Source organism: Limnochorda pilosa, assembly GCF_001544015.1.
Taxonomy (GTDB): Bacteria; Bacillota; Limnochordia; order Limnochordales; family Limnochordaceae; genus Limnochorda; species Limnochorda pilosa.
On record NZ_AP014924.1, the window covers coordinates 3354228 to 3368318 of the forward strand.

12 protein-coding genes are annotated in these 14091 nt (G+C 71.7%); 4 read left to right on the forward strand and 8 right to left on the reverse strand.

From position 1 onward, the window contains the following. Genes LIP_RS14970 through metG form a run of 3 tightly spaced genes read right to left on the reverse strand, consistent with a single transcriptional unit; the run spans position 1 to position 4175 of the window. Positions 1-1305, reverse strand: coding sequence for an adenylosuccinate synthase (locus LIP_RS14970; RefSeq protein ID WP_068140167.1), 1305 nt, complete (start codon positions 1303-1305; stop codon positions 1-3). Positions 1306-1308: 3 nt separating this feature from the next. Continuing rightward, positions 1309-2121 carry a TatD family hydrolase gene (locus tag LIP_RS14975; protein WP_198409575.1) on the reverse strand — a complete coding sequence of 271 codons (813 nt, stop codon included), beginning with the start codon at positions 2119-2121 and terminating at the stop codon, positions 1309-1311. Further along, the gene (gene metG / locus LIP_RS14980) at positions 2118-4175 is read right to left on the reverse strand and encodes a methionine--tRNA ligase (protein WP_231699314.1); all 2058 of its coding nucleotides are present in this window, start codon (positions 4173-4175) and stop codon (positions 2118-2120) included. Before metG ends, LIP_RS14975 begins: the two co-directional genes overlap by 4 nt. A gap of 343 nt (positions 4176-4518) precedes the next feature. On the opposite strand from metG, the gene LIP_RS14985 reads away from it, so the two are divergent. Then, positions 4519-4965 (forward strand): DUF441 family protein, encoded by a 447-nt coding sequence (locus LIP_RS14985; protein WP_068140171.1) that lies wholly within the window; start codon positions 4519-4521, stop codon positions 4963-4965. A 191-nt stretch (positions 4966-5156) separates the two neighbouring features. Then, entirely contained in the window at positions 5157-5402 is a 246-nt protein-coding gene (locus LIP_RS20245) for an AbrB/MazE/SpoVT family DNA-binding domain-containing protein (RefSeq protein ID WP_068140174.1), read from the forward strand. 10 nt (positions 5403-5412) lie between these two features. On the opposite strand, the gene rsmI is transcribed toward LIP_RS20245, so the two are convergent. The 5 genes from rsmI to LIP_RS15015 are packed head-to-tail and all read right to left on the reverse strand — an operon-like array spanning position 5413 to position 10850. Then, entirely contained in the window at positions 5413-6282 is an 870-nt protein-coding gene (rsmI, locus tag LIP_RS14995; protein WP_068140177.1) for a 16S rRNA (cytidine(1402)-2'-O)-methyltransferase, read from the reverse strand. Then, positions 6272-7294 (reverse strand): DNA polymerase III subunit delta', encoded by a 1023-nt coding sequence (holB, locus tag LIP_RS15000; protein WP_068140180.1) that lies wholly within the window; start codon positions 7292-7294, stop codon positions 6272-6274. Before holB ends, rsmI begins: the two co-directional genes overlap by 11 nt. Beyond that, positions 7291-7998: a dTMP kinase gene (tmk, locus tag LIP_RS15005; RefSeq protein WP_068140183.1), complete on the reverse strand. Its 708-nt coding sequence runs from the start codon at positions 7996-7998 to the stop codon at positions 7291-7293. The genes holB and tmk overlap by 4 nt, the downstream gene beginning before the upstream one ends. 25 nt (positions 7999-8023) lie before the next feature. After that, entirely contained in the window at positions 8024-9553 is a 1530-nt protein-coding gene (locus LIP_RS15010; protein ID WP_068140186.1) for an AAA family ATPase, read from the reverse strand. Between the two features lie 4 nt (positions 9554-9557). Continuing rightward, positions 9558-10850, reverse strand: a complete 1293-nt coding sequence (locus LIP_RS15015) for an aminotransferase class I/II-fold pyridoxal phosphate-dependent enzyme (RefSeq protein WP_269433405.1) — start codon at positions 10848-10850, stop codon at positions 9558-9560. 425 nt (positions 10851-11275) lie between these two features. Between LIP_RS15015 and LIP_RS15025 the strand changes: the two genes are divergently transcribed. Both LIP_RS15025 and pnpS read left to right on the forward strand, forming a co-directional pair. Continuing rightward, positions 11276-12670, forward strand: coding sequence for a helix-turn-helix domain-containing protein (locus LIP_RS15025; RefSeq protein ID WP_068140198.1), 1395 nt, complete (start codon positions 11276-11278; stop codon positions 12668-12670). After that, positions 12619-14067, forward strand: a complete 1449-nt coding sequence (gene pnpS / locus LIP_RS15030) for a two-component system histidine kinase PnpS (protein ID WP_068140201.1) — start codon at positions 12619-12621, stop codon at positions 14065-14067. Before LIP_RS15025 ends, pnpS begins: the two co-directional genes overlap by 52 nt. Positions 14068-14091 lie beyond the last annotated feature (24 nt).

Consider the following 14091-nt stretch of genomic DNA (forward strand, 5'->3'; position numbering starts at 1 on the left):
TCACCCCTGCCACAGGTCGGTGCTTCGCACCACCGTCTGGGAGCGCTCAGGGCCCAGCGAGAGGAGGCTGACCGGGCACCCCGCCACCGCCTCGATGCGCTGCACGTAGGCCTGGGCCGCAGGGGGAAGCTGGTCGAAGGAACGGCACTTCGAGAGGTCCTCGGTCCACCCTGGGTGCTCTTCGTACACGGGCTCCGCCCGCTCCATCAGATCGGACCGCGCCGGCGGGCGGTCCAGCAGCCCGCTATCCACCCGGTAGGCCGTGCAGACGCGGAGCCGCTCCAAACCGCTCAGGGCGTCGAGCTTGGTGAGGGCCAGGTCCGTCAACCCGTTGACCTGGACCGAGTACCGGACCGCCACCAGGTCCAGCCAGCCGCAGCGCCGCGGCCGGCCGGTGGTGGTGCCGAACTCCTGACCCCGTTCCCGCAGCCAGTCCCCCGTGGCGTCGCGCAGCTCCGTGGGGAAGGGACCCTCCCCTACCCGGGTGGTGTACGCCTTCGCCACACCGATGAGGCGGGTGATGGCCCGCGGCCCCAGCCCGGACCCCGTCAGGCTGCCGCCCGCGCTGGAGCTGGAGGAGGTCACGAAGGGATAGGTGCCGTGGTCCAGGTCCAGGAGGGTTCCCTGAGCGCCCTCCAGGAGGATGCGGCGGCCCTCGGCGGCGGCCTGGTGAAGGATCGCGGCCGTGTCGGTGACGAAGGGCGCCAACCGCTGCGCCGCTGCAGAGAACCGGGCCGCCACGGCGGCCGGGTCCAGCTCGGGGGCGTCGGTGGCCTGGAAGCCGTAAGCAGCCTCGAGCTGCCGGCGCTTCCGCTCGAGGATGGGGGTCAGGCGCGCCTCCAGGTCGGCGGCCAGCAGATCACCCATGCGGAGCCCGGTACGGGCCGCCTTGTCCACGTAGGCGGGGCCTATTCCCAGGCCGGTGGTGCCGATGCGCGCCTCGAGCCGCGCCTCCTCCTCCAGACGATCCTGGAGTCGGTGGGCAGGCAGGACCACATGGGCCCGGTCGCTGATCCGGAGAAGGGAGAGGTCCACCCCCCGGGCCTCCAGCTCGTCCAGCTCCCGAACCAGGCGTTCGGGCTCCAGTACGGTGCCGTTCCCCACGATGGCCAGGCAACCCGGGCGAAGGAGCCCCGTGGGCACCATGTGGAGCGCGAAGCGTTCCGTACCGATCCAGACCGTGTGCCCGGCGTTCGCGCCCCCCTGATAGCGCACGACCACGTCGGCCTGCGCCGTGAGGTGATCGGTCACCTTCCCCTTGCCTTCGTCGCCCCACTGGGCTCCGATGATGGCCACGGCCGGCATCCTTCAGGCCTCCTTCGTCCGGGCGGCCTCGTCGGCTCGCCGGAAGAGCCTCCTGGCGTTGGCGGCCGTGAGGCGCGCCGCTTCCAGGGGTTCCATATGCCACAGGGTCGCCAGGACCCTGCCGCTTTCGATGACCCAGGCGGGCTCGTTCCTCCGCCCCCGGTGGGGAACGGGCGCCAGGTAGGGGGCGTCCGTCTCCAGGCAGACGCGCTCTCGCGGCAGGCCCGTCACCACCTGCCGGAGCCCGTCCATGGAGCGGAAGGTCAGCATCCCGCCCACAGAGACGAAAAGACCCAGGTCCAGCACCTCGCGGGCGAAGGCCTGGTCCCCGTGGAAGCAGTGGAGCAGCCCCTCGGCCCTGCCTTCCTCCCGCAGCGCCGCAAGGGTCTCCCCGGGTGCCTCGCGGGAGTGAATCACCACGGGAAGGCCCAGCTTCCGGGCCAGGCGGATCTGCCGGCGGAAGACCCGGGCCTGCACGTCGCGGGGCGAGTGGTCGTAGTGGAAGTCGAGCCCGATCTCGCCCACGGCCACCACGTGAGGATCTGCCGCGAGCCGCTCCAGGGCCGCCTCGCTGCCTTCATCCCAGAGGCGAGCCTCGTGGGGGTGGACGCCGACCGTCGCCCACACCCGGCCCGGGTGCCTCCGGGCCAGCTCCACCGCCCGCTCCGAGCTCTCCAGGTCCACCCCCGAGGTGACGACCCAGGCGATTCCGCTTTCCTCCGCCCGCCGAAGGACGGCTTCCTCCTCTCCCCGGAAGGTCTCGTCGGTCAGGTGGAGGTGAACGTCGACCCACAAGGCACCCGCCCCGGAGTTCACTTCACCCGGCTCCCGGGCGGCAGCTCCTCGTCGACGGTGACCAGCCCCAGGGCGCCGTCGGGCGTGGAGGCGGCCAGGATCATCCCCTGGGAGAGCTCCCCCCGCAGGCGAACGGGCTTCAGGTTGGCCACCACCACGACCCTGCGGCCCACGAGCTCCTCAGGCCGGTACGCCCGCGCAATGCCCGCCACCACCTGGCGGATCTCGCCGCCCAGGTCCAGCTGGAGCTTCAGCAGGCGATCGGCCCCCTTCACGGGGCCTGCCTTCAGGACCGTGGCCAGACGCAGGTCGAGGCGGGCGAAATCGTCCAGGGTCGCCTCGGTGGTCGTACCGTCCCGGTCGCCTGGCGCGGACCGGGACGGCCCTTCCCCATCACCGCCGGGCGCTGCCGAGGGCGCGGGCGCCTGGGCGGCCTCAGGCTGCGGCACCTTCGAAGGCTCGGCCGCCGCGCGCGCCGGCGTCTCGCCGTCTCCCTCCTGCTCGCGCTCGAACCGCGGGAAGATGGGCTCGGGGGGCAGGACCCGGGTGCCCGCAGGCAGGAGACCCCAGGCGAGCTGGTCGGGCCCAGCCTCGTGAGGCGAGCGCCCGAGGCCCAGCTGCCCCCAGATGCGCCGGCCCGTCTCGGGCAGGAAGGGCGCCACCAGGAGGCCGACCAGGCGTAGGGCCTCGGCCACCGTGTAGAGGACGCGGGCGAGGCGGGGCGCCCCGGCGGGATCCCGGGCGAGCGACCAGGGTTCGGTCTGGTCCAGGTACTTGTTCCCCCGCCGCACCACCCGCCAGAGCTCCTCCAGGGCCTCGTTGAGCGCCAGGGCCTCCAGCCTCCGGTCGATGCGCCCGAAAGCGCCTGCGGCCAGGTTGGCCAGCTCACGGTCCAGGGGCTCCTCGGACCCGGGCTCTCGGATCTCCCCGCCCTGGTAGCGGTGGAGCATGCTGAGACTCCGGTGGAGCAGGTTCCCCAGGTCGTTGGCCAGGTCGGCGTTGGTCCGCTCGATGAGTGCCTCCCGGCTGAAAACGCCGTCCTGCCCGAAGGGCACCTCCCGCAGGAGGAAGTAGCGGATACGGTCGGCCCCGAACTCGTCGATGAGCTGGATGGGGTCGGTCACGTTGCCCTTGGACTTGGACATCTTGCCGCTCTCGGTGAGGATCCACCCGTGGCCCCCCACCTGGCGGGGCAGCGGCAGGCCCAGCGCCAGGAGGATCGCCGGCCAGATGATGGTGTGGAAGCGGAGGATGTCCTTCCCCACCAGGTGCAGGTCGGCAGGCCAAAGACGGCGGAACCGCTCCGGGTCGTCCAGGAAGCCGGCCGCGGTGATGTAGTTGGTGAGCGCGTCGATCCAGACGTAGATCACGTGTCCCGGGTGACCGGGCACGGGGATGCCCCAGTCGAAGGTGGTGCGGCTGACGCAGAGGTCCTCCACCCCGCCCTTGATGAACTGGACCATCTCGTTGCGGCGACCCTCGGGCTGGATGAACTCCGGGTGGCGCTCGATGTGCTCCAGGAGCCGGGGCATGTACCGGGAGATGCGAAAGAAGTAGCTCTCCTCCTGGAGAAGCTCCACGTCGCGGCCGCAGTCGGGGCACTTGCCCTCCACCAGCCGGGACTCGGTCCAGAACGTCTCGCAGGGTACGCAGTACCAGCCCTCGTACTGGGAGACGTAAATGTCCCCATGGGACTCCAGCCGCCGGAAGACCTCCTGGACCACGGCCTCGTGCCGCGGCTCGGTGGTGCGGATGAAGTCGTCGTACGAGATGTCCAGCCGCCTCCACAGATCCTTGAAGGTGGCCACGATGCCGTCCACGTACGCCTGGGGCGTGGTGCCCTCCTCCCTGGCCCGGCGCTCGATCTTCTGGCCGTGCTCATCGGAGCCCGTGAGGAAGAAGACCTCCTCCCCCTTGAGCCGGTGCCAGCGGGCGAGGCTGTCGGCGATGGTGGTGGTGTACGCGTGACCGATGTGGAGGCGATCGCTGGGATAGTAGATCGGCGTCGTGATGTAGTAGCGAGGCGCGCCCGTGAGAACCCCCTCCTTCTCCAGGGTGGGCCGTACAGGGCACAAAAAAACCGCCCCCTCCAGGGGCGGGCATCCCGCGGTACCACCCTGCTTCGCCGCCGCCTCGCGGCGACGGCCTCGGTGGGTGCTCGTAGCACCCCGGCGCATAACGGGCGCCCACCGGCCTCCCCTACGGTTCCATTCGGAGAGGCGCTCCGGGGCCATCTTCCCCAGAGGCCGCACCGCCGGCTCCCACCCTCCCGGCTCGCTCGTGGCCGTTCCCCTGGGTACTCCGCCCCATCATCGCTTTCCCTCGTGGGTTACGGCCCTAACTATACCCGAGCCCGCCGCGGGAAGTCAAGAGTTGGCTCCCGCTCACATAGATTGGAAGCGACGGGAGGGGCGCCCGGTGGAGGGGAAGCTGGTGCTCCTGGTGCTCATGGCGGCAGGGGTACTGGGGGGCAACGACCTGGTGGCGACCGCGGCGGCCGCGCTCCTGATCTTCTCCACCCTGGGGCCGCCGGCGGTGCTGGACTTCCTGGAGGAGTACACCCTGAGCCTGGGCGTGTTGCTGCTGCTCATCAGCCTGCTGCTCCCCTTCGCGCGCGGCCAGATCGGCTTGAGCCAGGCAGGGGTCCGGTTGGCCTCGGTCCCAGGAATCGTGGCCCTTGCCGTGGGGGCCGGTTCGGCCTGGCTGGCCGCCCAGGGCATCAACCTCCTGCAGGATCGTCCGGAGACGATGCTGGGCATGGTGATCGGCTCGGTCTTCGGGGTGCTGCTGCTGGACGGCATCCCGGCGGGACCGCTGGTCGCCTCGGGGCTGGCGGCGGTGCTGCTGCGCCTGCTGCGCCAGTGATCCAGATCCCCGCGGGAGGACGCCCCGCGAGCGGCGGCGCTCCCCGGGGCTCGCGGGGCGAGGGACCCAGGAGCCGGGAGCAGCGCCGGGACCCCCTCCAGGCGATGCTTCATTGACTTTACCTGGAAGGACACGTACAATGCCCCTGGAACTGTGTCGAATGTTGTCGAAAGAAGGGAGGGCCTGGAAGCATGAAGTCGACCGGGATCGTTCGAAGGGTCGACGAGCTGGGGCGGGTGGTGATCCCCATCGAGCTCCGCCGGACCCTGCAGATCGAGGAGCGCGACGCCCTGGAGATCTATGTCGACGGCGAGAAGATCATCCTGAAGAAGTACCAGCCCGCGTGCATCTTCTGCGGGAGCGCCGTCAACGTGCGGAACTACAAGGAGAAGATGATCTGCAGCTCCTGCCTCGAAGAGATGAAGCACGTCTCGTGAGCGGGACGGATCAGAGCCTCTCCCGGCCCGGACCGGACGGCGCGCGCACCTGGAGCGCCAGGCTGTAGACCTCGCGCCGCGGCCGTCCCGACAGGCTGGCTACCAGGCGGATCGCCTCCCTGCGGTCGATACCCTGCTCCAGCATCCGTTCCAGCTCCCCGCTGACGTGACGGTCGTTCCACACCGCCCGGTCCGGGCGAGAGACGCCCTCCACCACCACGACCAGCTCTCCCCTGGGAGGGCGGGCAGTGAAGTGGTCGAGGAGCGCGTCCCAGTCTCCCCGCACCACCTCCTCGAAGCGCTTGGTGAGCTCCCGCACCACCGCGGCCCGTCGCTTGCCCAGGACCTCCTGCAGGTCCCGCAGGGTCTGCACGAGCCGGCCGGGCGCCTCGAACAGCACGAGCGCGTGGGGAAGCGCCGCCAGCTGCTCCAGCCGCTCCCGTCGCTGGACCCCCTTGCGGGGAAGGAAACCCTCGAAGGCGAACCGGTCCGTCTCGAGACCCGCCACGGTCAGCGCGGCCAGCACCGCGCTGGGGCCGGGCACGACCTGCAACGGGCAGCCCGCCTGCACCGCCTGGGCCGCGAGGCGTCCACCGGGATCAGAGACGGCAGGCATCCCCGCGTCGCTGACCAGGGCGAGGCTGCGCCCGGCTGCCAGGTGTCCCAGGAGCTCGGGCGTGCGCTGGCGTTCGTTGTGCCGGTGCAGGCTCACCGTGGGCGTGTGGATCTCGTAGTGGGAGAGGAGTTTCCGGGTCACCCGGGTGTCCTCGGCCGCGATCAGGTCCACTTCCCTGAGGATGCGCAGCGCCCGTAGGGTGACATCCTCCAGGTTGCCGATGGGGGTGCCCACCAGATAAAGGGTGCCCGAATCATCCGGCACGCGCGTCACCCCCCGCCGGTACGGCCATGGCCAGGCGTTCCAGCACCAGCCGGCGCTGGGCAGGACCGGCCACCTGCTGGCGCGCCTCGACCAGGCTGCGCCAGAGGGACGTCAGGCGCGCCAAGTCCTGGCCCGAGGCTGCAGCCGCCAGCTCGGCCCTGGAGCCGCCGTGGCTCAGGGGCACGCCCGCCCCGGACCGTACGAGCACCAGATCGCGCACCCAGAGGATGGCCCATTCCAGGACCTCCGGCAGGTCCTCGCGGTCGGCCAGCTCGGCCGCCATGTGAACCGTGCGCCAGCCTGGGGGGGCCAGCATCCGCTTCACCCACGCGGACGCGGCCGCCTGCTGATCCTGTACGGTCTGGGGATCGAGGCCGAGGGCACGGCCGGGACGCCCCTGGGCCGCCGCGGCCAGCAACGCGGCTCTTTCCTGGGGCAGGCCCCTTCGTTCCAGGACGGAGCGCACCTGCGTCTCCGAAAGAGGGCGAAGAGTCACGGAGTGGCACCGGGAACGGACCGTGGGCAGCAGTCGATCCGGGCGGGAGGTGGTGAGCAGGACGACCGCGGTCCCGGGCGGTTCTTCCAGCAGCTTCAGGAGGCTGTTCTGTGCCTCGTCGGTGAGCCGGTCCGCTTCGGCTGCGACCAGGACTTTCCATGCGGCCTGGTACGGTCGCCACGAGGCCTCCTGGATCAGCCGGCGCACCCGGTCGATGCCCAGGCTTGCCCGGCCCCCTGGGGCCGCTTCGGGTTCCACCCAGTGGAGGTCGGGGTGGCTGCCCCGGGCCACCTGCCCGCAGGCTGCACACCGGCCGCAAGGCCGGTCGCCCTCCCGTTGGGCGCAGAAGAGGAGCTGGGCCACACCCCGGGCGAGCGTCCGCTTGCCCACACCGTCAGGGCCCACGAGGAGGTAGGCGTGGTGGAGCCGCCCACCCAGGATCGCTCGCACCAGGCGGTCGCGGGCCAGGTCCTGGCCCACGAGGCTTTCGAGGATGCTCGCCGCCGGGGGGCTCATGCGCGTCCCTCCCCCGGCAGGAGCCCTCGGGAGACGATCAGGTCCAGGATTTCCCGGGCCACCGCCTGGGGATCCCTGCCCGCGGTCTCGATACGGTGGACCCGGTCGGGCTCATCCCGCCACACGGCCAGATACCCTTCCCGCACCCGCTGCCAGAACGCGTCGCCGCGGTCCTCGAACCGGTCGGGCGGTGGGGTGCCCGGACGGGTGTGCTGCGGGCCCGCCCCGTGCCGTGGCGCGCGCCCGGCCAGGGCGCCGCTGGGCCCCGGGTCCAGGAGGAAGGTGAGGTCGGGCACCAGGCCGCGGGTGGCCCACCGGTTGACCCACCGAACGTGCTCCAGGTCCAGGTCGGCGGCGTATCCCTGGTACACCAGGCTGGAGTCGACGTACCGGTCGCAGATCACCCACGCCCCTTCCTCCAGGGCAGGTCGGATCACACGCTCCACGTGCTGAGCGCGGTCCGCGGCCAGGAGCAGCATCTCCGCCATGGGCACCGGGGCCAGGTCTCCGGCGCCGGCCTGCCCTCGGCCCAGGAGGATCTCCCTCAGGTGCGCGCCCAGCGGGGTCCCTCCGGGTTCGTAGGTCTCCACCACCTGGAGCCCTCGCCCTCGCAGGGTTCGAGCCAGGGCGTGGGCATGGGTGGTCTTGCCCGACCCGTCGGGACCCTCGAAGGTGATGAATGTACCCCGTCGCCCTGAGCCCACGCCCCGGCCCCCTTCTCGGCCTCCGTCACTCATCGTCTGAGCCGTACCGCTCGAGCAGGCGCCGGGTCCAGGCGCTCCCGGGCGGGGCCGTTCCTTCCGTGCCCTCGCCGGGCGCGGCGTTCCAGGCTTCCACCCGCCGCCACGGCCCCCGCCCTGCGGTCCCCACCCGTCCACCCCCGGCGGCCGGTAGCCCGGGCGTTCCGGATCCGCCCGCCTGGCCGCTTTCCAGGGCACCCACGAACTGCTCCACCTGGGTGAGCGTGTTGCTCCGGATGGTGTGAACGGGCAATCCCTTGGCTTCGGCCTGCTTCAACCGCTTGGGCATCTTCCGGTACTGCCCCTTGAGGGTGAGGACCAGGTCGGCCTCCTCCAAGCGCTGGGTGAGCTCCGCCGGGACCCGGTGCTCACGGACCGCCCGCTCCAGGCGGGTGCGGCTGACCGCGTAGGGGAAGATCCGGATCACCCGTCCTTCCCCCGCCCCTTCCCGGCCCCCTCCGACCAGCCGCGGCCCCTGGACGCCCGGCCGTTCGAGCTCCACCGGAACGGCCGACGCTTCCTGCAGCACCCGGTAGGAGCCCCCAAGGGTCCGCTCGCGTACCTCCGGCTGCGGCTCGAGGCCCCGCAGCATCTGGTCGATGGTGGAGGCCACCGAGTGGTGGATGGCCAGCCGGTCCATCTCCTGGATCTCTACCACGATGTCGAAGGTCGGCGGGGCTTTCCGCTCCAGGACCGTCTTCTGCGTCCCCCGCTTCTTGGCCTCCTCGTCGCCCAGGGTGACCGCCTGGATGCCGCCCACCAGGTCCGAGAGGGTGGGGTTGAGCACCAGGTTGTCGAGGGTGTTCCCGTGCGCGGTACCGATGAGCTGAACGCCCCGTTCGGCGATGGTGCGGGCCGCCATGGCCTCAGCCTCGGTGCCGATCTCGTCGATGACGATCACCTCGGGCATGTGGTTCTCGACGGCCTCGATCATCACCTCGGCCTGCCGGTCCGGCCGGCTCACCTGCATGCGGCGCGCCCGCCCGATGGCCGGATGGGGGATGTCGCCGTCGCCCGCAATCTCGTTGGAGGTGTCGACGATCACCACCCGCTTGTTGAACTCGTCAGCCAGCACCCGGGCCATCTCTCGCAGCATGGTCGTCTTGCCGATACCGGGCCGGCCCAGGAGCAGGAGGCTCTCGCCCGTCTCCACCACGTCCCGGATGATGTCGATGGTTCCGAAGACCGCCCGGCCGATGCGGCACGTGAGGCCGATGATCTCGTTCCGGCGGTTGCGGATGGCCGAGATCCGGTGCAGCGTCCGCTCAATGCCGGCCCGGTTGTCGGACCCGAACTGCCCCACGTGCTGCACCACGAACTGGAGGTCCTCGCGGGTGACGTAGTCGTCGCTCAGGTGGACGAAACGCTCCGGAAAGCGTGCCTCGGGCTGGCGGCCCAGGTCGAGGACGATCTCGATGAGCCGGTGGAGGTCCGGCAGGCCCTGCAGCGCGTCCCGGATGTGGGGTGGGAGGCACTCGAGGAGCTGCGTCAGGTTGTCGACCACTTCACGCCGGGTCATGCGATCAGCCTCCTTCACGGCGCCTCCGGCGGCCGGGCGAGCCGGCGGAGCCGTCCACGACGCGCACGGTGGCCCCGGTGGGGTCGGCGGTCCCCTGGATCCGAGCGCCGGCCCGCCTCAGACGACGGAGGTGCTCGAGGCTCTCGCGGGTGATCCTCTCACCGGGCACCAGCACCGGGATCCCCGGGGGATAGGGTGCCACCATCTCGGCAGCTACCTCACCCTCGGCCTCCGCAGCGGAGACGCTCCGCGCGGGTGCCAGGAAGGCCTCCCTGGGGGTCAGGACCGCGGGCGGCAGCGGGGGCGGCGGAAGCCGCATGGGCTCCGACGGCTGCCGCGCCTCGCCGGCCAGGCGACGCACCGCGTCCAGGATCCTGCCCACGGAGGTGCGGCCGTCGGCGGCCGACAGGACCACCACCACCTGGACCAAGTCGGCCATCTCCACCTGCAGCCGGTGCTCCTTCCGCAGCCAGGCGGCCGCCTGGAGCCCGGTGAGCCCCAGCCCGGCCACCGAGAAGACGATGCGGGTGGGGTCGTAGGCGGCGATGCCCGCCTGCCCCACCACCTCCGCACCCCAGCACTGCACCCCGGGAATGCGGTTGAGGTCTTGCCGGAGGCGCTCGGCCTCTTCCACCAGCCGCTCCAGGCGGGGGCGGGCACCCGACGCCAGCCAGGCCCGGGCCGCGTCCAGAGAAGCCAGAAGCAGCGGCGATGGGCTGCTGGACTGGAGCAGCTCCAAGGCCGCATCGACCCGATCGGCCTCGGGCCCTCCAGGCCCCGTCAGGAGCAAGGACGCCTGGACGAGCGAGCCGCCCCCCTTGTGGAGGCTGCGGACGGCCGCATCCGCACCCGACGCCAGGGCCCCAGGGGGCAGGCGGGGGTGGAAACCCAGGAGGGACCCGTGGGCCTCATCCACCCAGAGGGGTACCCCGGCCCTCCGGGCGACCTCGGCTGCTTCGAGGACGTCTGGAAGCCACCCGTAGTAGGTGGGCGCGGTCAGAAGGACGGCCACGGCGCCGGGTTCCTGCTCCAGCGCTTCCCGCAGCGCCGCCGGCGTGGGGACCGTGGAGACGCCCGCCTCCTCCAGGAACTCCGGGGCCACGAAACGCGGGCGGGCGCCCGAGAGGACCAGGCCACCGATGACGCTCCGGTGGACGTTGCGCGGGAGGATCACCGAACGGCCCGGGCCGGTTTCCGCCATAAACAGCGCATGCAGCCCCGCGGTGGTGCCGTTCACCAGGAACCGGGCATAGGCAGCCCCGTGAGCCAGGGCGGCCAAGCGCTCCGCCTCTCGCAGGGCCTCCCACGCGCCGGGCGCACGCGGCCTGGCCCCCCGCCTGCGGCGGCCGGCGGCAGCCGGCCGTCCTCGGGTTCACCCAGCTCGCCGTCGAGATCGATCAGAAAGGGTCGGGTGCCCAGCGCGTCCACCAGGCGCGGTGGAGCCGCGCGCCCTTGCTTGTGCGCCGGAGTGTGGTAGGGCACGATGCCCCTTCGAACGTAATCGAGCAGGAGGTCCAAGAGCGGCGTTCCGTGCGGGGCCTGGGGCGTGCCCAACGACCACCCCTCCCAGGGTTCGTACTGGATCATTCGGCGCGCGCCCGGTCCCTCCCTCCACCCTTCCCTTCAATGATGTGCCAGGAGGTTCTCTCGCGGGCAAGGCGAATGAGTCTCAGGGCATCCGGGAACGAACGCGAGCCCGTGCCTGAGGGGTGAAGGACCGCCATGTCCCTGTCCGGCAGCCGGGAAGGGCGAACGGCCCCGCTCTGGCCCACCCTCGGCGAGCGGATCCGCACGGAACGCCAGCGGCTTCACATGACCCAGTCGGAGCTGGCCGGCAGCGAGATGACCAAGAGCTTCATCAGCCAGGTCGAGGCCAACCTGACCCGCCCTTCCCTGCGCAGCCTTCAGGTCATCGCCAAGCGCCTCAACCGCCCGGTGAGCTACTTCCTCGACGAACCGGAGCCGCAGGCGGCCGCTGAGGATGTGTCGGGCTTCCACCTCATCCGGCAGGTGCGCGAGCTGGCGGCCCGCGGCGCGCCCCGAGAGGCGCTGGCCACCGTGAGCCGGGCCCTGGAAGAGGCTCCGCCCCACGCCAGGGCGTATCGGGCCCGCCTTCTGAGCGTGCAGGCCGAGCTTTTCGCCGGGACGGGCCGCCTGGAAGAGGCGGCCGAGAGCTACGCGAGCGCGAGCGAGGAGTGGCGGGCGGTGGGGGACGTGCGGGAGCAGGCCGCCCTCCTGCTGGCGTGGGCTCGCTTCGAGCGCGACCGGGGTACCGCGCCGGGTCGGGTCGTCCGGCTCCTGGAGCAGGCGGTGGATCGCCTGCGCGACGCACCCCAGGACGAGTGGTTGCTGCCCATGCTGCTGGCGGAGCTGGGCCTCGCCTACGCGCGTCTGGGCTCCGACGGTCCGGCGGTGGAACACCTTCGGGCCGCCCTGCACACCCTGGACGACCTGACCGACTTCGCCCGGTACGGCGAGGTGGCCGTTACCCTTGGCAGGCTCTTGGAACGGGCCGGCGATCACGACGCCGCCCGGCTCATGATCGAACGAGGGCTCCACTTCTTCCAGGCGCTGGGTGACCGATCGCGCCTGGTCGAGGGCTACCTCCACCTGGCGTGGCAGCTGGGCCGCTCGGCCCAGCTGCACGACGCCGGTCGGGTCATGGAGGAGGCGGCCCGCGTCGCCGGCGACGGGGCGACCGGCGCGCACCTCCGGTCCGAGGTGCTCCGCGGGCGTGCCTGGCTGGAAGCCCTGGGCGGGCGCGAGGATGCCGCGGAGAGCCTGTGGACCGAGGCGCTCCACCAGGAGCCCGACCCCATCGAACGGGCCCACGCCCACCGGGAGCTGGCACGGCTCTTCCTCCGATCCGGCCGGGTGGAGCAGGGGCGGGCGCACCTGCACCAGGCGCTGGACCTGCTGGAGGCTGCCGGCAGCGACAACGCGCCGCTGGGTCCTTTCCGCCAGGAGCTGGCCGGCCTCTACCGGGGTTCCGGTCAGGACGATCAGGCCGCCAGCCTCCTTGCGGGGGCGCTCGAGTGGTTCCGGACGAAGGGAGGGGCGGCAGCTTGGACCGGCGAGAGCCACGACCTCTGGCTGCTGGACCTCCCGAGCTCCTGAGCCAGCCCGGCCGCGGCGGGTTCCTGCTCCGGCTCCCTGCCCTTCTCGCGGTGGCCGTGATCGCCTGGAGCCTCTGGGCCCTCTACCAGGTGGACGGCCGCCGCGCCCTGGTGGGCGCGGCCGCGGCGCTGGCCGGCTGGGGGCTCGCTTGGGCTTGGCAGCACCAGCGCCAGCAACGTTTCGTGGACGCTTTGGTCCAGCGGTTGGCAGGGCGTGTATCCGGGCCGGAAGAGCGGAACGGCCGTGGTTCCCTCGCGGCCGACCTGCGGGGTGACGCCCGGCGCATCGCTTCCGCGGTGGACGCGGGCGATCGGCGCTGGCGCGAGGTCCTGGGGCAGGCCCAGGCCAGGAGCGACTTGCTCGAAACCATCCTGGGAAGCATGGTGGACGGCGTGGTGGCGCAAGACGCCCGGGGACGGGTCCTGCTCTTCAACGAGGCCGCGGAGGCGCTCTTCGGCTGCCGGCGCGGCGAGGTCATCGGCCGGCCTCTGCTGGAGGCCATCCGGGAGTACGACGTGGCCGACGCCCTGGAGACGGCCATGCGCGAGGGGGCCGGCGTCACCCGCACCATCGGGCTGGCACGCCTGGGAGAGCGGGAGCTCCAGGTGCGCACGGCGCCCCTCCGGTCCCGCAGCGGCGAGCTGCACGGCGCCGTGGCGGTGCTGAGGGACGTCACCGAGATGCGCCGCCTGGAACAGGTCCGCACCGAGTTCGTGGCCAACGTCTCCCACGAGCTGCGCACGCCCCTGACGGCCCTCAAGGGCTTCATCGAGACCCTGCTGGACGGTGCGGTGGACGACCGTGCCACGGCCCGCCGCTTTCTGGAGATCATGCGGCGGGAGACGGATCGCCTGGTGAGCCTCATCAGCGACCTGCTGGACCTCTCCCGGCTCGAGTCGCCCCGTCTCGAGGTGCGCCTTGAAACCCTCAACCTCAGCGACCTGGTGGATCAAAGCCTTGAGCTCTTCCGGCACCGGGCCGGTACCCGGGGCGTCGAGCTGGCATCGGAGCTCCCGTCGCCCTTCTGGGTGGAGGCCGACGAGTCTCTTCTCCGCCAGGTGCTGGTGAACCTGATCGACAACGCGGTCAAGTACACCCCTGAAGGAGGCAGGATCTGGATCTCGGGTAGCCGCGAAGAGGGTTGGGCCGAGTTCTCCGTGTCGGATACGGGTCCCGGCATCCCCCGAAAGGCCCTGGACCGGATCTTCGAGCGTTTCTACCGGGTGGACAAGGCCCGATCCCGGGCCATGGGCGGCACGGGCCTGGGGCTTTCCATCGTCCGGCACGCGGTGGAACGCCAGGGTGGGCGGGTATGGGTCGAGAGTCAGCTCGGCGAGGGCAGCACCTTCCGGGTCCGCCTGCACGCCGGGCCAACCTCCGAGGTAACGCGCCCGTAACATTCCCGTGGTAGGGTTCCGGGG